The 18,679-nt window shown below is 71.7% G+C and carries 22 protein-coding genes and 1 riboswitch; of the genes, 17 read left to right on the plus strand and 5 right to left on the minus strand.

The annotated features are described in order from the left end of the window. Positions 1 to 635, plus strand: a 635-nt coding sequence (locus ACFFNX_RS17295) for a hypothetical protein (RefSeq protein ID WP_378202574.1), incomplete at its 5' end; no start/stop codon positions are given. A gap of 330 nt (positions 636 to 965) precedes the next feature. On the opposite strand, the gene ACFFNX_RS17300 is transcribed toward ACFFNX_RS17295, so the two are convergent. The 4 genes from ACFFNX_RS17300 to ACFFNX_RS17315 all read right to left on the minus strand — a co-directional run bounded on the left by ACFFNX_RS17300 (position 966) and on the right by ACFFNX_RS17315 (position 3,452). Continuing rightward, positions 966 to 1,199: an Lsr2 dimerization domain-containing protein gene (locus ACFFNX_RS17300; protein ID WP_378202577.1), complete on the minus strand. Its 234-nt coding sequence runs from the start codon at positions 1,197 to 1,199 to the stop codon at positions 966 to 968. A 236-nt stretch (positions 1,200 to 1,435) separates the two neighbouring features. Further along, positions 1,436 to 2,101 (minus strand): NADPH-dependent F420 reductase, encoded by a 666-nt coding sequence (locus ACFFNX_RS17305; RefSeq protein ID WP_378202580.1) that lies wholly within the window; start codon positions 2,099 to 2,101, stop codon positions 1,436 to 1,438. 70 nt (positions 2,102 to 2,171) lie between these two features. After that, positions 2,172 to 2,525 (minus strand): winged helix-turn-helix transcriptional regulator, encoded by a 354-nt coding sequence (locus ACFFNX_RS17310; RefSeq protein WP_378202583.1) that lies wholly within the window; start codon positions 2,523 to 2,525, stop codon positions 2,172 to 2,174. Positions 2,526 to 2,606: 81 nt separating this feature from the next. After that, a complete protein-coding gene (locus tag ACFFNX_RS17315) occupies positions 2,607 to 3,452 on the minus strand; it encodes a phosphotransferase enzyme family protein (protein ID WP_378202586.1) in 846 nt (281 codons plus the stop codon). 124 nt (positions 3,453 to 3,576) lie between these two features. Here ACFFNX_RS17315 and ACFFNX_RS17320 point away from each other — a divergent pair, with 124 nt between their 5' ends. The 4 genes from ACFFNX_RS17320 (at position 3,577) to ACFFNX_RS17335 (ending at position 5,930) form a co-directional block, all read left to right on the plus strand. After that, positions 3,577 to 4,032 (plus strand): NUDIX hydrolase, encoded by a 456-nt coding sequence (locus tag ACFFNX_RS17320; RefSeq protein ID WP_378202589.1) that lies wholly within the window; start codon positions 3,577 to 3,579, stop codon positions 4,030 to 4,032. 92 nt (positions 4,033 to 4,124) lie between these two features. Continuing rightward, positions 4,125 to 4,667, plus strand: a complete 543-nt coding sequence (locus ACFFNX_RS17325) for an MFS transporter (RefSeq protein WP_378202592.1) — start codon at positions 4,125 to 4,127, stop codon at positions 4,665 to 4,667. Positions 4,668 to 4,688: 21 nt separating this feature from the next. Continuing rightward, a complete protein-coding gene (locus ACFFNX_RS17330) occupies positions 4,689 to 5,360 on the plus strand; it encodes an MFS transporter (RefSeq protein ID WP_378202595.1) in 672 nt (223 codons plus the stop codon). 57 nt (positions 5,361 to 5,417) lie between these two features. Beyond that, the gene (locus ACFFNX_RS17335) at positions 5,418 to 5,930 is read left to right on the plus strand and encodes an NUDIX hydrolase (protein WP_378202598.1); all 513 of its coding nucleotides are present in this window, start codon (positions 5,418 to 5,420) and stop codon (positions 5,928 to 5,930) included. 187 nt (positions 5,931 to 6,117) lie between these two features. On the opposite strand, the gene ACFFNX_RS17340 is transcribed toward ACFFNX_RS17335, so the two are convergent. Then, positions 6,118 to 7,485: a helix-turn-helix domain-containing protein gene (locus tag ACFFNX_RS17340; RefSeq protein WP_378202601.1), complete on the minus strand. Its 1,368-nt coding sequence runs from the start codon at positions 7,483 to 7,485 to the stop codon at positions 6,118 to 6,120. A 176-nt stretch (positions 7,486 to 7,661) separates the two neighbouring features. Between ACFFNX_RS17340 and ACFFNX_RS17345 the strand changes: the two genes are divergently transcribed. The 12 genes from ACFFNX_RS17345 to ACFFNX_RS17400 all read left to right on the plus strand — a co-directional run. Beyond that, positions 7,662 to 8,600, plus strand: coding sequence for a TauD/TfdA family dioxygenase (locus ACFFNX_RS17345; protein WP_378202604.1), 939 nt, complete (start codon positions 7,662 to 7,664; stop codon positions 8,598 to 8,600). Next, positions 8,593 to 9,993, plus strand: coding sequence for an NAD(P)/FAD-dependent oxidoreductase (locus ACFFNX_RS17350; protein ID WP_378202607.1), 1,401 nt, complete (start codon positions 8,593 to 8,595; stop codon positions 9,991 to 9,993). Before ACFFNX_RS17345 ends, ACFFNX_RS17350 begins: the two co-directional genes overlap by 8 nt. Continuing rightward, a complete protein-coding gene (locus ACFFNX_RS17355; protein ID WP_378202610.1) occupies positions 9,990 to 10,235 on the plus strand; it encodes an acyl carrier protein in 246 nt (81 codons plus the stop codon). The genes ACFFNX_RS17350 and ACFFNX_RS17355 overlap by 4 nt, the downstream gene beginning before the upstream one ends. Then, positions 10,232 to 10,819 carry a DapH/DapD/GlmU-related protein gene (locus ACFFNX_RS17360; protein ID WP_378202613.1) on the plus strand — a complete coding sequence of 196 codons (588 nt, stop codon included), beginning with the start codon at positions 10,232 to 10,234 and terminating at the stop codon, positions 10,817 to 10,819. The genes ACFFNX_RS17355 and ACFFNX_RS17360 overlap by 4 nt, the downstream gene beginning before the upstream one ends. A gap of 63 nt (positions 10,820 to 10,882) precedes the next feature. Then, the gene (locus ACFFNX_RS17365; protein ID WP_378202616.1) at positions 10,883 to 11,377 is read left to right on the plus strand and encodes an NUDIX domain-containing protein; all 495 of its coding nucleotides are present in this window, start codon (positions 10,883 to 10,885) and stop codon (positions 11,375 to 11,377) included. Positions 11,378 to 11,419: 42 nt separating this feature from the next. Beyond that, entirely contained in the window at positions 11,420 to 12,517 is a 1,098-nt protein-coding gene (locus ACFFNX_RS17370) for a DegT/DnrJ/EryC1/StrS family aminotransferase (protein ID WP_378202619.1), read from the plus strand. Beyond that, positions 12,514 to 13,614 carry a Gfo/Idh/MocA family protein gene (locus ACFFNX_RS17375; RefSeq protein WP_378202621.1) on the plus strand — a complete coding sequence of 367 codons (1,101 nt, stop codon included), beginning with the start codon at positions 12,514 to 12,516 and terminating at the stop codon, positions 13,612 to 13,614. The genes ACFFNX_RS17370 and ACFFNX_RS17375 overlap by 4 nt, the downstream gene beginning before the upstream one ends. A 31-nt stretch (positions 13,615 to 13,645) precedes the next feature. After that, a riboswitch (SAM riboswitch) is annotated at positions 13,646 to 13,760 on the plus strand. 83 nt (positions 13,761 to 13,843) lie between these two features. Next, positions 13,844 to 14,932 (plus strand): ABC transporter substrate-binding protein, encoded by a 1,089-nt coding sequence (locus ACFFNX_RS17380; RefSeq protein WP_378202624.1) that lies wholly within the window; start codon positions 13,844 to 13,846, stop codon positions 14,930 to 14,932. Then, complete coding sequence (locus ACFFNX_RS17385) at positions 14,899 to 16,044, plus strand: ABC transporter ATP-binding protein (RefSeq protein WP_378202627.1); 1,146 nt, start codon at positions 14,899 to 14,901, stop codon at positions 16,042 to 16,044. Before ACFFNX_RS17380 ends, ACFFNX_RS17385 begins: the two co-directional genes overlap by 34 nt. A gap of 65 nt (positions 16,045 to 16,109) precedes the next feature. Continuing rightward, positions 16,110 to 16,946, plus strand: a complete 837-nt coding sequence (locus ACFFNX_RS17390) for an ABC transporter permease (RefSeq protein ID WP_378202630.1) — start codon at positions 16,110 to 16,112, stop codon at positions 16,944 to 16,946. Continuing rightward, entirely contained in the window at positions 16,939 to 17,763 is an 825-nt protein-coding gene (locus ACFFNX_RS17395) for an ABC transporter permease (protein WP_378202633.1), read from the plus strand. Before ACFFNX_RS17390 ends, ACFFNX_RS17395 begins: the two co-directional genes overlap by 8 nt. After that, positions 17,760 to 18,679 (plus strand): hydantoinase/oxoprolinase N-terminal domain-containing protein (locus ACFFNX_RS17400; RefSeq protein ID WP_378202636.1); only part of this gene is annotated, 920 nt, incomplete at its 3' end. The genes ACFFNX_RS17395 and ACFFNX_RS17400, both read left to right, overlap by 4 nt.

Consider the following 18,679-nt stretch of genomic DNA (forward strand, 5'->3'; position numbering starts at 1 on the left):
CCCGGCGGCTCCGGGGGCGGTTGCGCGCCATCACCTCGTCGTCGCGGGCGGAGGGCCGCGCGTTCGCCGGCTACCTCGGCACCCGGCGTCCCGTACGCGTCGTCGGCTCGCCGCAGACCGACGAGCTGCCGGTGCGCGCGCCGGAGCCGGGCCTGGTGCTGGTCGTCACCAGCGTGACCCACCCCGATGGGACCGGTGGCGCGGCGCCCGGCACCGAGTTGCTGATGGCGGCCGCGGAACGACTGCGGGCGGCGGGGAGGTCGATCCTGGTCGGCCTCCACCCCCGGGAGGACCGCAGCCTCTGGGAGCAGTACGAGATCAGCACGGTGCCGACGCTGGAGGCCTCGGCGCGTGCCGAGGCGGCCGTCGGGATCCCCGGTACGGTGTTCCCGCTGATCGCCGCCGTCGGCACTCCGGTGGTCGGGTGCGTCGATCCCGCGCTGACCGTGCCCGGCTACCTGCTCTCGGTGTGCTCGTCCACGATCGACGACGCCGCGGACGCGGTACCGGCGATCGAGGCGGCGCGCCTTCCGGACGCGGACACGTTGGCCGACGCCATCGGCCCGATCGGCGGTTCCGCGGCTCGGCTGCTGGACGTCTGGGCGCGAGCGGCGCGCGGGCGGCCCGCCAGATGAGGTGGTCCGGCGAACGGGGCCGGTGACCGCCCGCACGCGCACCGGCGCGCGTCGGGTCCTCGGGGGGAGGCGGACGGGCGGCGGCAGCGGTTCGTCCGCCACCTCAGGGGGACCGGAGCCGCCGCCGCCGACGCTGGGGAGCTTTATCCACCGCCTCGGCGACGGCGCATCAGCCATCGTCTCGGACCATCGACGACAAGCCACCACCAGCCCGCCTTGAACGCCTCGCCCCACCCGGCCATAGAGCCCTTACGGTCTTGCTTCCCCAATCCAACAGTCCCTTTCCGATCAAGCCCGCCCCGCGCCCGGCCGGGCGGCATCGTTGATCTGTCAGGCTCCGGCCTGGCCGTCCGGCGTGTTCTTGCGGGTACGTCCGGTCTGCTTCACCTTGACCGCGTGCTGCATGAAGGGGGCGAGCTCGTCCAGGAGCCCTTGGAGTTTCTCGAAGTTCGCATCCCCTAGGTCGATCGTGAACATCATGCCGCCGAGCTCGAAGTCTCGTTTGGCCACGTCGTCGCCGTCACGGCCGTCGATGTCATCGATCTTGATCGTCTTGGTTGCCAACTATCGGCCTTTCCACAGGTCAGCCCATGAGGATCCGAAGCGCAACGCGCTCGGGGGGATTGAAAGGAGCGGAGGTACGGGGCAACCCCGTACGCGCGGCCATCCGCCGGGGAGGGCGATCAGCGGCCGCGCGGGGAACAGACTACGGCAGTTTCGCCACCAAGATCATCCGCGGCACGCCGGTGCGGGTGACCGCGGGGCTGCGTTCCGTGCGCGGCCGGCCGGTCCCGGCCTCCTCAGCGCGAGGTGATCGCCTCACCGGTACGGCCGGGGCTGCTGAAGGCGAAGACCGACAGCGGGTCGTAGCCGGAGAACAACAGGCGGATGACGATGATCGCCATGGCCTCCAGGTGGCGGGCCTGCGTGATGTCGCCGGCGTCCAGCGGCTCCGCGCCGAGGTCCGTGATCAGGGTGCGGGCGGTGGCCTTGCCGTCCGGGTCACCGGCGAAGGGGACGGCCAGGGGCCGATCGTCGACGACCGGTGGCCGCATCCGCCACACGGCGGCGTGTGCCTGGTTGAAGGCCTTGATGACGTGGGCGCCAGGGGACAGCCGGGCCACCTGCTCGGCCATCGAGGAACCGCCTTCGTAGGTGACCTGGGAGAAGTCGGAGACGTCGACCGCGTTACCGCAGTCGATCACCGTCCTGCCGGCGAGCGTGCCCTCGGGCGCGCCGGCCGCCCGCAGTGTCTCCTCCAGCCCGGCGAGGCGGACGGCGATCAGGACGGCGTCGCCGAATTCGGCGGCCTCGCGCAGCGTCCCGGCGCGGGCGCCGATCCGCTCGGCGAGCTGTGCGGCCCTGCCGGGTGTGCGGCCGCCGATGAGCACGTCGTGCCCGGCCGACACCCAGCCGGCCGCGAGCGCTTCGGTCATCATCCCGGCCCCGAGCACACCGATCTTCATGACGGTCCTCCTGTGGAGTTCGAGGTTCTGTCCGAAGACCGTAGGAGGCCGTGGGGAACCCGATGGTTCCCTACGCGGAGGCGGCGGCGCGGGCGTCCAGCAGGGCGCCGGTGTGCTCCTCGGCCCACCGCGACAGCGCGGCCAGCGGTTCGAGCAGACTGCGGCCCAGGTCGGTGAGGCGATATTCGGCGCCGGGCGGGGCCGTGTGCAGTGCGCGCCGCTCGACGAGACCGTTGTCGCCGAGGCGGCGCAGCGTCTGTGTCAGCATCTTCTTGCTGATGCCGCCGACCTTCTCGCGCAGTTCGGTGTAGCGGGCCGGGCCCTCGCCCAGCGCGACCACGACGACGACCGACCAGGTATCGGCGATCAGGTCCAGAGTGGTACGAGCCGGGCAGTCAGCAAGGAAGACGTCATAGGCGACCACTGCGACATCGTACGTTCTGGTGTGGCACCCTGCTCCTCCGTGCGCGGAGGGCGCCGACGGTCGTCCCGGCCCGGCGCGCGGTCACCGCACCAGCCGGGAGAAGGTGGCGCGGGCGCGGCCGGTGACCTCGGCGTCGCCGTGCTCGGTGCCCCACAGCAGTCCGCTGAGGGCGTCCAGCGCCGCCAGGCAGGGCAGCGCCCGGCGTTCGTCGTCGGTGAGGTCTCGGCCGTACCCGTCGAGGAACGCCTCACGAAGCTCCGGTCGGGTGTCCCAGCTTCCGTACTCCAGCCGGATCAGGTCCGACACCGCGGGACGAGGCTCGGACCGTTCGAAGTCGATCAGTGCCAGCCGGCGGGTTCGCCCGTCCCACAGGAGGTTGCGAGGCATGAGGTCGCCGTGTGTCGCCGTCACCGGCAGCCGCGGCCCGATCGCGGACAAGGCCGTCGCGCACGCCCGGACGAACGCGGCCTCCCGGGCGCGAAGCAGTCCATCGGCGCGGCGAAGATCTTCCTCGCACCGCCCCGCGACACGCTCGGCCCCCGGCCCGCCGAGCGGCACCCGGTGTATTCGGCGCAGCAGCCCCCCGGCCTGTCGATGGGCCGCCAGCTCCATCGGGAGCGAGAGCGAGAGGCGCTTCACGATCTCACCCGGCAGAGCCGTGATCACGATGACCGCCAGATCCCGGTCGGCGGCGATGAGCTCGGGAGCCCTGCCGTACCCCAGGGACGGCACGATCCGCCGATAGGCGGCGACCTCCCGCTCGTGAAACCGCGGGGAAGGGTGCCGCTTGACGAAGCACCGGCGGCGCGCGGTCGTGGTGATCTCCCATACCGCCGAGCTCTCCCGTGGCCAGGAACGGTCCGTCACGGAGGCGATCTCTCCGACGGCCCGCTGCACCATGTCCACGATGGGCGGAGGTAGGTCCATGGGTCCTATACAAGCCTTTCCCGGAGCCGCCGTAACGGCCAGATATCGGATTGTCCTTCGAGCGGATCGCCTCGTCGCCGGGCAGACTTGAGATGCCTCTACTCGGCGGTGTTCAGGAGATGTCGTGATCCGCCACTTCACCGCGTCCGCGCTCATTCTCGCCGACGACCACGTCCTTCTCCTCGACAGCGCGAAAGGAATGGGCTGGATCTATCCCGGCGGACATGTCGAGCCGGGCGAGGATATCGCGCAAGCGGCAATTCGTGAGGTCCGCGAGGAAGTCGGACTGGAGATCGAGCTCATCGCCGAACGGCGGTTCTCCCACCCGAAGATCGAGGAGGTGCTGTTGCCGTTCACCATCATGGACGTGCCCGTCCGGGACAGGAAGATCGGCCCGCACCGGCATCTCGACGCCGTTTACGCGGCCCGTCCGCTGACCACGAACATCGCCCTCGACACCGCCGAGGCCCACCGGTACCGCTGGGTGCCGGTCGATGACGTCGCGTTGCTCCCGGTGCCGGCCGAGCTCCCCGGCCTCGTCACGGCCGTCGCCGGGTACGCCGCGTCGATCACGTCGTGACCTCCGGAAGAACCTTGCTCCGCTTCAAGATCGGACCTGGGCGCGGCCGGAGCCCGGCGGGGCGGCCGATCGAACCGCCGGAGCGGTGACCGGTGTGCCGCCCCGGGAGACGCCTGGCGGCCCCGCTCGCCTCCGGCCCCTACCGTGTGTTCTTCGCAGCCCAGGTGATCTCCTCGGCCGGCGGGGCGGTCGCTCCGATCGCGCTGGCCTTCGCGATCTTGCAGCTCGGCGGTCGCGCGTCCGGCATCGCCGTCGTACTGGGGTGTGAGTTCGTCGTCTACCTGGTGCTGCTGCCGGTCACCGGGATGATCGCCGACCGCGCCGCCGGTGCCGGTGTGCTGGTCACCTCCCAGGCGATCGCCGCGACCATCCAGATGGCCGGGGCGATATTGATCACCTCGGGTATGGCGAGAGTGTGGTCGCTGGCGGTCGTCGCGGCCGGCGGAGCCGGGGGCGCGGCCCTGTTCACACCGGCCGGGCGGCGGATGCTCCCGCGACTGGTGCCGCCCCGTCGGCTCAGCCGCGCCAACGCGTTGTCCCAGGCGGCCAGGCACGGCATCGCCACGATCGGGCCGGTCGCCGGGGGAGTGCTCGTGGCCACGGCAGGACCGGGCTGGGGGACCGCCTGGGAATAGGCCACGTTCGCGGTGGCGGGCGTGCTGTTCTCCCGGCTTCCGCGTCCGCCGTCCCCGCCGGAACACCACGAGCGGCGGTGGAACCGGACATGGGCCGGTGAGCCGACCCGCGGCATCCGTGCCTTCACCGGCCGGACATGGTCGTGGACGACCACGCTCGCGGACCGCCTCGCCGGCGGCGCGTTCTCCGCGGCGATGCTCATCGGCCCGCTCTACGCGCGCCGGCACCTGCACGGCGCGATCGGCCGGGGCACGATCTCGGGCGGTCCGGCCGCGGGTACCGCGCTCGGCAGCATCGTGGCCACCGTCTGGACCACGCGAAGACCCGGCGTCATCATCAGCGTCGGATCGGCCGCCATGTGCCTGGGACCGGCCGGGATGGCCGTCGGCCTGCCGTTGCCGCTGATCCTGGCCGGCACTCTGATCGCGGGGATCGCGTTCGGGCCTGCGGCGGTCGCGCGGGGGACCGTCGTCCACCAGCACGTCCCCGGCGACCAACTCGGCCGCGTCACCGCCCACCAGGAACTCGCCACCTCGGTGCCGATCCCGATCGCCTACGCGCTCGCGGGCGTCACCGCCGACCGGCTCGGCTCCCAGGTCGTCATCGGAGCCTGCGCCGCCGTCATCGCGCTCGCCGCACTCGCGCCCTTGGCCGTACGAGACGTCCGGCGACTCGCGTTCGCGGACCGGTGACTGTTCCGGGTTCTAGACTCATGCGCTGCGAGGCAGCCGGACGCGAGATGGGCCGAGATGGGCAGGACAGAGCACGTGGTGACGACGGCGCTGGTCGTGGTGCCGGGCCCGGGGGAGACCGTGACGTTCGTGCGCCGGCAACACGGTCCGTACGCGGGGTTCTGGCTGCTCCCCGGGGGAAAGGTCGAGTTCGGCGAGCCCGTCATCGAGGCCGCGAGGCGGGAGGCCGCCGAGGAGTCCGGCTGCGTCGTCGACGAGCTGGTCCTGACCGGCGCGTACGAGATCCTGGGGCCGGGCCACCATTTCCTGGTGTGGGCGTACCGCAGCCAGAACATCGCCCGGGTCCCGGCCGGTTTCCGCGGTCACAACGTGGCCGACGTCCAGCAGGTGAGCTGGAGCGCGCAGGACCCGCATCCCACCGACATGCCGATCCTCAACGACGCCGGTGCGGCCGCCTACGGACGGGAACTGATCGAGGATCGGATGGCGGGTGAGGGCATCGTCATGACGAACCTGCTGACCGACCAGGCCTACGGAGCGCCCGGAGCACGGCTCACAGGCCGGACGTAGCCCGCCCTTCTACGGGAGCGGCGCGTTCGCCCAGGCACTCGTGCGGTGGACCGGTAGCGTGCTGCCTCATCACGGGTCGTGGCGTGCCGCCGAGGCTCCGATGCCGATCACAGGGTGATCCCCGATGATGGCCGTGCTTGGCACCGGTCAGCGGTCTCGCTGCCTCTCCGAAGTTCGCCGAAGCCGGTCAGGCCGGGACTCCGACCCGGGCCGCGAACCCGCGCAACCCGGGTAGGGCACCGCGCCGGTCGGCGCGCAGTAGATCGGCGGTCATGCGCCGGACCGGGGGCCGGAAGCGGACTTCGGCGGGGGCGGCGCGTTCGGCGGCCAGCAGCGACCGGTAGCAGGCTTGGGGCTTGCCCCATTGGTGCCAGGCGCGGGCGACGTCGATCCAGTACCGGCCCCGGCGTTCGGCGGTGGGGATCGTGGTGGGGTTGAGGGCTTTGGCGTGGGCGATGGCGGTGCCATTGTCGCCGAGGACCTGGGCGATGCTGATCTGATGCAGGGCGACGTTGGTGGGGCCGAAGGCGGTGTGGCGGTGGTCGACGTCGCGGCCGAGCCGGGCGGCGGCGGCGTGGGCGGCGGTGATGAGCTCGCTGGCTTCGGGTCGGTGGCCGTCGACGGCGGCGGTGTAGGCGGCGACCTGCAGAAGCGTCCCGTACATCGATAGTTGTTCGGGGGCGGCGCGGTGGCCGGGAGCGATGTCGTCGGCGGCGTCGATGAGCAGGGCGCGGGCCCGGTCGGGCCGACCGGTACGGCGCATCACCGTGGCGATACTGCGGTGGGCGTCGGCCAGGATCAGCGGATCGCCTGAGGCCTCGGCGGCTTGGGCCGCGCGGTCGGCCGTCGCCCAGGCGAGCTGGTCGTCGTTGAGCTTGACCATGAAGCCGGACGTGAGGATGTAGGCGTCGGCGAGCAGCGCCTCCGCAGTGAGGCGTTCGTCGCCGTCGGCGTGATCGCAGGAGGCGGTCGCGGCGGCGATCAGGCGCGGGAGTTCGGCGGACAGCTGGTCATAGCGCGCGGCCTGGAACAGTCCGCGAGCTCGGCTGGTCGCGGTGTGCAGCGCCGTCAGTGAGGCCGGTGCCGTGCCCACGGAGCCGGGCCGGTACAGCAGGGCTTCCAGGTCAGCCGTCGGGTCGGCTTTGCCGGCCGCTCGGACTGGGGTCGGTAGGCCGAGCGCGCCGGCCGCGGCGAGACCGGCCGCACCGGTAAGCAGCTCGCGACGTCGCACTGGGTCGTCACCGTCCTCCCACTGGGCCTCCCAGCCCACCCTAGGCGCACCGGCATCGCCGGTCACGCTGCCAACGCCGATCGGTTCGGCGGAGCCGGTGCGTTCGGTGGGGAGCAGGCCGAAGGTCTGCGGGGGTAGGGCGAGCGCGTCGGCGAAGCGGCGCAGCACCGTGGTGTCGGTCAGGGGCGCGATCCCGCGTTCGTACCGGGAGACCTGGGACGGCGAATAGCCGGTCCGTCGGCCGAGGTCGGCGAGCGTCAGGCTCTTGGCCTGGCGGGCGGCCCGGACGATCGCGCCGGCGTCGCGGCGGCCAGGTGGGTTCATCGGCTGCTCCCGCGCGCAAAGGATGCCCGCCTTACCGTAACCGCGCCTCACCGGGAGGGGCCAGGGCATTTGCATTACGTGCAAACCGCTGCCGCGTTGTGCATCGCCCCCTTGGGTCTTCCGGGTGTGCGGGCGTTCATGGAGACCTGGGCGACTCGATGGAAAGGGGCGGCATCATGACGATGACCGATCATCTGATCTCCGTGCCGGGCGCGATTTCAGCGCAGCTCGCCGGGGTCTGCTCACTGGCCACCGAAGGCCACCGGTGGAGCGCCGGGAACGTGGCGGCCGCACGCCGCGTGCTGGCGGACGAGCAGAGTCGCACGCTGATCGACGCGCTGACCGAGCGCGTATCCCGGCGCGTCGGCTCGGCGCCCGGCTGGGCGGTGCTGGAGCTGCCGGACCGTCTCGGCGATGAGGACCTGCAGCGGGCCGCCGCTGGTGTGCTGGCCGCTTTGGGCCGGCCGTTCTTCTCCATCGACGTCGGTGGTGGGCGGCTGTGGATCGGAAACGAGTCTTCACCCGACGGCGACGCCGCGTCCTTCGGCGGATTCGGCCTGAACCGGCTGCACATCGACGCACCGAACGTTGAGTATGTCCCCGACTACACCAGTCTGCTGGTGATGCGTGCCGATCCGGCCGGCGGCGGCGCGTCCGTGGTCGGTGACCTGGGGGCCGCATTCGCCGAGCTCAGTGACTGCGACCAGGCCGCGCTCGCCCGGCCGATCTACTTCGAGGGCCGCGCCGAGGGCCTGCACGGGGTCGGGGAGCCACGGCTGCCGTTCCCGGTGCTGGAGCGGGTGGGCGGACGCCGGTGGATCCGCTGGGCGGCCAAGATGCTGGACGATCCCCGCAACGCCGGCCACACCGCGGCGCTGGAGCACTTCGCGGCCGCGCTGGCCCGGCACACGATGTCGGTGATGCTGCGTCGCGGTCGGCTGCTGATCGCCGATCAGCAACGGATCGCGCACGGCCGGGCCGCGCTGGGAGACCAGACCGGGCTGGCCGACGGTACCCGAAGGTGGCTGGTGCAGGCCAAGGTCGCCTACGACGCGCACGCCCCCGCCCAGCATCCCGCCCCGGCGAGCTCACCGGTAGGTGGCCGTCATGCGTGAGAACTGCGATGTGGCCGTGGTCGGTGCCGGCGTGGTCGGCCTGGCCACCGCGTTCGAACTCCTCACCCGGGGCCTGACGGTCACGCTGATCGGCCCGCGTGGCGGGGACCACGCCGGGCAGGCCACCCGGGCGGCCGGCGCGATGCTGTCGACCTTTTCGGAGATCGAGCCGCACCACGACGAGCACCGCGTCATCCTGGAGACCACTGAACGGGTGACCGCGCACGAGATGTATCCCGCCTGGCTGGAGACGGTCGGCGGACACGCGGGCCGGCGGCTCACGGCCACCCTGGGCACGTGGGTCCTGGCGCCGGCGGGCAAACGCGCCTGGCTGAACCCGATCGCCGGGGCCGCTCACGCGGCCGGGCATCCGGCCGAACAACACGACGCCACCGACATCCCGGGCCTTGCGGCCCCGCCGAGTTCGGCCGCGGCGCTGTGGCTGCCCACCGAGGCCCGCATCGACAGCTCCGACCTGGTGGAGGCGCTCACCCACGCGGTTACCGACCACCCTCGTGCCGAATGGCGCGACACTCAGGCGTGCGCGGTCGGATCGGGACGGGTCCGGTGCACCGACGGCACCCAGGTGAGTGCGGCCGATGTCGTTCTGGCGGCCGGTGCCGGGATTCCTGCGCTGCTGCCCGAGGCCGGACGGCCGATCGGGGTACCTCCGATCCTGGCCGGGCGGGGCGTCAGCGCGCTGCTGCGGGCACCGGCCGTCGCGCCACCGCATGTGGTCCGGACTCCGAACGCGGCGTTCGCCTGCGGCGTCCACCTGGTGCCCCGCGCCGACGGGACGCAGTATCTGGGCGGCACGAACCGGTTGACGATGAGCCCGGAGACCGATCGGCGCGCGAGCCTGGACGAGCTCAGCGTGTTGATCGGGGATGCCACTGGGCTGTTGGACCACCGGCTGAGCGGCGCCGAACTCCTCGCTGTGCGCGTCGGCCTGCGCCCCTACACCCTGGACCACCTACCGCTCATCGGCCGTACCGGCGAACGGTCGCTGCTGCTGGCCACCGCGACGTACCGGTGCGGGGTCCTCCTGGCGCCCCGCCTTGCCGCGCTCGTCGCCGATGAGGTGACCGAGCCGGGAGCGCTGGAGGCCCACCCGTACCGGGTGCTGCGGCCGATGGCAGTGCCGAACGTGGAGGACGTCATCGCCGACGGCGCCGCCCACGGCCTGGTCGAGCATCTCCTGCAGGGTGGTGGGCACTTTTCACCGACCTCAAAGGCGCAGCTCGACGCCTTCCTCGCGCTGGCCCTTCGCGCCCTGCTCACCGACCAGCGCGACGGCGCCGCGGCGCTGCGGCGGCTGTGGCAGGCCGCACCCGTCCCCGAAGTCCTCCCTTCGCTGCTGGCCATGGCCCAGCGATCGCAGGCACTGCGATGACCTGCCGCGACGTCGACACGCTGCGCCGGGTGGCGCTCGAGGTCATCGCCTCCATCCGCCCCGCCGCCGGCGAGGTGAGTGACCTGGTCACCTTCACCGACCTGGGATTCGACTCCCTGGACCGCATCACGCTGGCGGTCCAGATGGAGAACCGCACGGGCATACCGATCCCCGATCAGGTGCTGACCGGCGTGCGCACGGTCGCCGACCTGCTTCATCACCTGCAAGGAGCTACCGCATGAGCACACCCGTGAACGGCTGGATCGATGAGGGCGGCATCGTCGGCGAGGCGACCCGGCTTTGGCACCAGGCCCAGGTCGCCGCCGGCGCCCAGGTCGGCGCGGACTGCACCGTGGGCAAGGGCGCCTACATTGGAACGGGCTCCACCCTCGGGGACCGCGTCAAGGTCGGGAACTACGCGTCGGTGTTCGGCGCCCGTGTCGCCGATGAGGTGATGCTGTGCCCCGGCGTGCTGCTGCTCGAAGACGCCGCCCCGCGCGCCACCACACCGGACGGTCGCCGTAAAGGCCCCGGCGACTACACCCGTCGTGCGGTCACCATCGAGCACGGTGCCACCATCGGCGCCGCTGCGGCGATCGCTCCCGGCGTCGCCATCGGCGCCTATGCGTTGGTGGCCATCGGTGCCGTGGTGGTCCGTGACGTCCCCGCGCACGCACTGGTCGCCGGAAACCCGGCCCGCCAATGCGGATGGGTCTGCATCTGCGGGCACACTCTGGACACCGATCACTGCTGCGGCGACTGCGGCCGCGCCTACGCCCTGAACGCGTCCGTCTTAACGCTGTCGGGACAGGAGCCGACCAGATGATCGCCACACCGATCCTCGCCGCTTCCCCACACCGCAGGCACCGGATCGCTAGCGTCACGGCGCATGCGCCTTCCTCCAGAGCGGTACTACGCGAGCCTGCCGAGGCACATCGCGGGAGCGGGAGCGATCCTGCACGATCCGGATGGGCGGATCTTGCTGGTCAAGCCCGCCTACCGCAGCGACACCTGGGAAATCCCCGGTGGGGCGATGGAGGACGGGGAATTCCCGTGGGAGACCGCGCACCGCGAGGTCAAGGAGGAACTCGGCATCGAGTTGCGACCCGGCGGTCTGCTCGTGGTCGACTGGGTGCCCCCGCAACCCGACGGGCGACCCGCACTGGCGAACTACTTGTTCGACGGCGGCACGATGACCACCGAACAGGCCGAGCAGTCGCTCCACCTGCAACCCGAGGAACTGACCGCCTGGCGCCTGGCGGGCCGGGCGGAGTGGGACGAACTGCTGGCCGAGCACATGACCCGGCGTGTCCGCGCCTGCGCCACGGCACTGGCCACCGGCCGGACCACCTACCTTCAGCACGGCTGGCCTCTCACCGGCTGACGGGACCGCCGGTTCATCGCAGCGCCCCGGGAGGTGCCGGCGATGCATGACCTCATCCCGGTCGCCCGCCCGGCTCTGGGCGAGGAGGAGATCGCCGCGGCCGTACGGGTGATGCGATCCGGCCGCCTCGTCCAAGGTCCCGAGGTCGCCGCATTCGAAGACGAGTTCGCCGCCCTGGTCGCCGGCCGTCACTGCGTGGCCCTCAACTCCGGCACCTCCGCGCTGTGGCTGATCCTGCTCGCACTCGGCATCACGACCGGGGACGAGGTGATCCTGCCCGCGTTCACGTTCGCCGCGGCCGCCGCGGTCATCCGTCTCACCGGCGCCACCCCCGTCTTCGCCGACATCGACCCCGCCACCTTCTGCCTGGACCCTGACGCTGTCACCGCCGTCATCGGCCGGCGAACCGCCGCGGTGATGCCGGTTCACCTGTACGGGCAGCCGGCGGACATGGGCGCTTTGGTGGCCATCACCCAGCGCCACGGACTCGCCCTGATCGAGGACGCCGCCCAAGGCCACGGCGCGGCCTGGGACGGCCGCCCGGTCGGAACGTTCGGCACCGCTGCGGGCTTCTCCTTCTACCCGACCAAGAACATGTTCACCATCGGAGGCGGCATGGTCACCACCGGCGACGCCGGCCTCGCCCGCAAACTCCGGCTGCTACGCGACCAGGGCAGCCAGACCCGGTACGTGCACGAGATCGTCGGCACCAACGCCCGGATGAGCGATGTCGCCGCCGCGATCGGCCGCGAGCAGCTCCGCAAACTCCCCGCCTTCACCCGCAGCCGCCGCCGTAACGCCGCCTACCTGGACGCCGCGCTGAAGGACGTGGTGGGCACACCCGCCGCGGCCGCAGCCGCCCGGCACGTCTACCACCAGTACACGATCCGCGTCCCCGACGATGGGCCCGCCCGCGACCAGGCGGCCGACCGGCTCCGTGCCCGGGGCATCGCCACCGAGGTGTACTACCCGACACCACTGCACCGGCAGCCGGCGTTCCGATGCGAGGTGGATCTGCCCCGTACCGACGCCGCGGCACGTCAGGTTCTGTCACTGCCCGTCCACCCCGGTCTCATCGATACCGATCTGGCGCGGATCACCAGCGCGGTCACCGGCGTCTTCGCTCGGGATCTGCGATGACCAGCGGACGGCTACGAGCGGGACTCATCGGCCTGGGGCACATGGGACGTCACCACGCCCGCATCCTTCGTCAGCTCGACGGCGTCGACGTCATCGCCGCCGTCGACCCCGCCGGTGACCCGCACCGCGCAGCCATCGGCATCCCGGTGCTGGATGACCTCGACGACCTACTCGGCCTCGGCGTCGACTACGCCGTCCTCGCCTGCCCCACCAGCCTGCACGAGCGGCTCGGGACCCGGCTCGCCGCGGCCGGGATCCCCACCCTGATCGAAAAACCACTGGCGCCCGACGCCGATGCCGCACGCCGCCTCGCCGAGGCATTCGACCACGCGGGTCTGACCGGCGCGGTCGGCTACGTCGAACGCTTCAACCCTGCCCTCATCGCCCTGCGTACCCGGCTCGAGGACGGATTCCTCGGCGAGGTCTTCCAGATCGGCACCTGCCGCATCGGCCCCTTCCCCGTCCGCGTCACCGACGTCGGCGTCGTCCAGGACCTGGCGACCCATGACCTCGATCTGACCACGTGGGTGACCGGCCGGCGCTACGCCTCGGTCGCCGCCCACACCGCACACCGCAGCCGACGCCCCTACGAGGACCTCCTGGCCGCCGTCGGGCAGCTCACCGACGGTACGATCGTCCACCACCTGGTCAACCGGCTGTCCCCGCTGAAAGAACGCACCACTATGGTGACCGGCGACCGCGGCTGCCTCGTCGCCGACACCCTCACCGGCGATCTCACCTACTTCGCCAACGGCTGCGCCCCCGGCCAGTGGGACGCCCCTACCGCCTTCCGCGGGGTCACCGAGGGCGACATGATCCGCTACGCCCTCCGCAACAAGGAACCCCTGCTCGGCGAGCACGAAGCCTTCCGCGATGCCGTCCTCGGCCGACCTTCCGCCGCCACCCCTCTCCGCGACGGTGTCAACGCCGTCACGGTCGCCCAGGCGGTCCTCGAAGCAGCACGAACCCGCTCAACCATCCCGATCCCCGTCCCGCCCTCACGCTCTTCCAGCCCCGCTCACGCCACCGCCTACAAGCCTGTCGCTGGAGGATCTGCCCGGCTCAGGGCGGCTGAACGCGCGGTGATTGCCGAGTAATAAGGCCTGTTTTGTCTGGTATGGTCCTTACCGTCACGAGCTCCAGCGTCAAGCCCCGGCTTGCTGGGCGGCAACCCTCCGACCGCGGTGGGGTGCTCCGGGTGAGGACATGGTCGTCGAACCGGATACGACGGCAAGCGCGGTTTGTGCGGCCGAGCCCACCGCAGGGTCGGCGAGACCGATCACGTCGCGCGTGGTCGCCGGCCCGGTCGTGCAAGGAGGAACAGACGTGAGAAGGCGATCGGCGCTGGCCGCCTCGTTCGGCGCGCTGGCGCTGCTGGCGGCCGCGGCCTGCGGGGTGGACACCGCGAACACCGGAGGTTCGGCCAAGAACGGCGATGAGGTCACCGTCACCGTGTACGCCGGGCCGTGGGAGGACCTGTTCAAGAAGTCGTTCGTCGAGCCGTTCGAGCGCGACACCGGGGCCAAGGTGAACCTCGTTCCGGGCGCCAACGCCGAATGGCTCACCAAACTGCGCGCCTCGGGCGGTAAGAACCCGCCGTTCGACCTCGTCGTGTTCACCCCCGACGCGGCCCGGCCGGCCGCCGCCGCCAAGCTCATCCAACCGCTGCAGACCGGCAGGCTTCCCCACTGGAACGAGCTCGACCCGGTGCAGGCACAGGTGGACAACCTCTCCGGCGCGCAGTACGGCGTACCGCTCACCATCGGCTCGACCGGGCTGCTGTATCGCACCGACAAGGTCAAGAAGGCGCCGGTCGACTGGCAGGACATCTTCGACAAGCAGTACTGCGGTCACGTCGCGCTGCCGCCCCTCACGTACAACCCCGGCCTGGAGTTCTTCAGCGCGCTGGTCCGCAGCGAGGGCGGAAAGCTGTCCGATCCCGCCGCCGTCGACCGGGCGTTCACGCAGCTGAAGAAGTTGAAGGGGTGCGTGTCCTCCTACCCGGCGAACGCGACCGCGGTGCAGACCGCCGTCCAGAACGGCGACGCGTGGGTGGTGCCGTACTGGGACGGGCGGGCCTTCGCCATGGCCCAGGCCGGTTCCAAGATCGGGTTCACCTACCCCAGGTCCGGTGCGGTCGGCGCGCTCAGCAGCTACTTCCTGACGACCGGGACCAAGAAGAGCGACCTGGCCTACAAGTTCCTGAACTATCTGAGCGATCCGGTGCACCAGAAGCCGTTCGCCGAGGGCAACTGGTACGCCGGCTCGAACGACAAGATCAACTACAGCAAGGCGTTCGACGAGAAGATCAAGCACGGCCCGGACGTCTACAAGTCGTTCAACTGGGTCGACTACACCGTGGCCACCCCGAAGCTCAACGAATGGCAGCAGCGGTGGAACCAGATCTTCAGCTGACCGGTACGCCGTCCGGTTCTGGTGAGAGCGGCGAACCGGACGGCGCCGGCCACGTCGAGATCGAGCACCTGACCGCCGGCTACGACGGCGCCCGGGTGCTCGACCTGGAACGACTGTCCATCCGCCGGGGCGAGTTCCTGTCGATCCTCGGCCCGAGCGGCTGCGGCAAGACCACCCTGCTCAACTGCGTCGCCGGGTTCGTGACGCCGGGCGGCGGCCGGATCCTGGTCGACGGAACCGACATCACCCGGCTGCCCCCGTACCGGCGTGAGCTGGGCATGGTGTTCCAGAACTACGCGCTGTTCCCGCACCTGACCGTCGCCGACAACGTCGCCTACGGGCTGCGGGTCCGCAGGGTCGGCAGGACCGAGCGGGCGGAACGGGTCGATGAGGCGCTGAGCCTGGTCGGGCTGGAGGCGTACGCCGGACGGCGTCCCCGGCAGCTGTCCGGCGGGCAGCAGCAGCGGGTGGCGATGGCCCGCGCGCTGGCCACCCGCCCGGCGGTGCTGCTGCTGGACGAGCCGCTGTCCAACCTCGACGCCAAATTGCGCCGCGAGATGCGTGTGGAGCTTCGCTCGATCCAGCGCCGCGTCGGCACCACCATGGTGTTCGTCACCCATGACCAGGAAGAGGCGCTGTCACTGTCGGACCGCATCGCGGTGCTGAACGGCGGTCGGCTCGAACAGCTCGGCACGCCCGACGAGATCTACCGGCGGCCCGCGACCCGGTTCGTGGCCCAGTTCATCGGTGCCGCCAACGTGCTGGAGGGCACGGTGCGCGAGGACGCGGTCCTCGACGCGGGCGGGGTCACGTTCGACGCGCCGGGCCTGGTGCCCGGGCGCGAGGCCGTCATCGCGATCCGGCCCGAACGCATCCGGCTCGTCCACGGCGACACCGCGGACGCCGGGGCGACCGGGACCGTCGCGTACCGCGCGTTCACCGGCGACGCCTGGCAGGTGGAGGTGCGCGTGACCGGCGGTCCGACGCTGACCGTCCAGGTCGCCGACACCGGGGCGGGCAGCGTGGACCCGCCGGGTGCCGGCAGTACGGTCGCCCTGAGCTGGGATCCGGCCGACCTGATCGTGCTCGAATCCGGGGCCGACCGGTCATGACGGCCCAGGTGGAGGACGAGGCGGCCCCGGAAGCGACGGTCCGGCGTACGAAACGGTGGCGCGGCGTGACGTACACGCTGCCGCTCGTCGTCTTCTTGACGGCGCTGTTCCTCGTGCCGCTCGTGCAACTGCTGCGGCTCAGCCTCCGGCCGGTGGACGCGAACAACACGGCGCGGCCGGGCTTCACGTTCGCCCAGTACGGCCGCGTGTTCACCGAGTCGTACTTCTACGGCTCCCTCGGCCGTACGGTGATCACCGCGCTGCTGGTGACCGTGCTGTGCGTGGTGCTGGCCTACCCGGCCGCGTACGTGCTCGCCCACCGGCGTCCGGGGGTGCTGCGGACGGTGCTGTTCGTCATCGTGATCTCGCCGCTGCTGACGAGTGTGGTGGTGCGCAGCTACGGCTGGGTCGTGCTGCTGTCCGGGGCGGGCCCGGTGAACCGGGCGCTGGTCGCGACGGGCCTGCTGCGTCAGCCCGCACACCTGCTGACCAGCTACACCGCGGTCGTGGTGTCCGTGACCCACGTCCTGCTGCCCTTCGCGATCGTTCCGCTGACCACCGCGCTCGGCGGGCTGGACCGCGACGTCCACCGGGCCTCGCAGAGCCTCGGGGCCGGCCCGGTACGGACGTTCGCCCGCGTCACGGTGCCGCTCAGCCTGCCCGGGGTCGTCACCGGTGCGCTGGTCGTCTTCGCGCTGGCGATGGGGATCTACATCACTCCGCTGCTGGTCGGCGGCGTGAACCAGCCGCTGGCCGGAATCCGCGTCTATGACCAGGTGTCCACCGTCTATGACTACCCGGTGGCGGCGGCGCTGAGCTTCGCGCTGCTGGCGATCACCGTGGTCTCCACGTCGGCGCTGGGCACCGCCTTCCGACTCTGGGAGCGCCGTCTCCATGGCTGACCTTCCGCGGACCGGCCGGGCGCGCGTGTCCGCCGGTCGCCTCGCCCCCATGGCCGGCCGCCTGCTGGCGGCGCTGGTCTTCCTGTTCCTGCTCGCGCCGCTGGTGGTGCTGGTCGCGAGCTCGTTCAACCCGCGCGCCTCGGTGGCGTTCCCGCCGCAGGGGTTCTCCACCCGCTGGTACGCGGCCGTGCTGCGCTCGCCCGACTGGCTGGTCTCGTTCCGGCTCAGCGGGTTGCTGGTGCTGCTCGTGGTGCCCACCACGGTCGTGCTCGGCACGCTCGCCGCGTACGGGCTGGTGCGCGGCGACTTCCCCGGCCGTGGCCTGCTGCGCGGGCTGGCGCTCTCGCCGCTGATGGTGCCCGAGGTCATCACCGCGCTCGGCCTGCTGTACTACCTCCACGGGCTCGGGTTGATCGACACGGTGCCGGGGCTGTGGCTGGCCCACTCGCTGGTCGCGCTGCCGTTCGTGGTCCGCTCCGTGATGGTCAGCGCCGCCGGGCTGGACCCCACTCTCGAACGGGCGGCGGCGAGCCTTGGCGCGAGCGGCCCCCGGGTCTTCCGCACCGTGACGCTGCCGCTGCTGCGCCCCGGCATCCTGGCCGGCGCGCTGCTCGCCGCGGTCACCTCACTGGGGGAGGTGGCCGTCACCGCACTCGTCGCGGGAGCGCACACCACCACAGTGCCGCTGCGCGTCTTCTCCGCGGTGCAGTTCGAACTCGACCCGTCGGTGACGGCGGTGTCCACGCTGCTCATGGCGGCCAGCGTGCTCGTGATGATCGTGGCGGATCGGTTCGCCCGGATCTCGGAGGTGCTGTGACCGGCGTACGGGTGGGAATCGACGTCGGCGGAACCTTCACCGACGTGGTCCTGGCGGTGCCCGGCGCCGGCCGGGTGCTGCACCACAAGGAGCCGAGCACGCCGGGCGACCCGTCGCGGGCGGTCGCCGACGGCCTGGCCGCCGTCGTCGCGGCGGCGGGCCTGTCGCCGGGGGACCTGACGAGCGTCACGCACGGCACGACGATCGGCCTGAACGCCGTCATCCAGCGGCGCGGGGCCCGGATCGCGCTGGTGGTCACCGAGGGATACCGGGACGTGCTGGAGATCGGACGTAGCCGGATGCCCTCCTCCTTCGACCTGTACGCCGGCAAGGAGGAGCCCCTCGTTCCCCGCGACCGGATCGTGGAGGTCGCGGCACGGCTCGGGCCCGACGGCGAGCGGGTGGCGGTGCCGGACGACGCCGAACTGGACCGGGTGGCCGCCGCGCTGACCACGGCCTCGGCCGAGGCCGCGGCGGTCGTGGTGCTGCACAGCTACACCGACCCGGCGTTCGAGGAAGAGGTGACCGCGCGGCTGCGGGAACGGCTGCCCGGCATGCGGCTGGCGTCCTCCGCGAGCGTCTGGCCCGAGGTCCGCGAGTACGAACGCACCCTCGTGGCCTGCCTGAACGCCTACATCCAGCCGCTGATGCGCGACTACTTCGACCGGCTCGCCGAGCGCCTCGCCGGCATCGGCGTCACCGCGCCGATCTACATCGCCGCCTCCAACGGCGGGTCGCTGGGCCTGGCGGCGGCCGCCGCCAGGCCCCTGGAGACGGTCCTGTCCGGGCCCGCCTCCGGCGTGATGGCGGCGGCCCGGCTGGCCGGCGCGGGAGGAGCGGGCCTGGACCGGCTCGTCACCTTCGACATGGGCGGGACGAGCAGCGACATCGCCTCCCGCGCCGCCAAGAACGTCTG

This window comes from Actinoallomurus acaciae (genome assembly GCF_042429965.1).
Classification (GTDB): Bacteria; Actinomycetota; Actinomycetes; order Streptosporangiales; family Streptosporangiaceae; genus Actinoallomurus; species Actinoallomurus acaciae.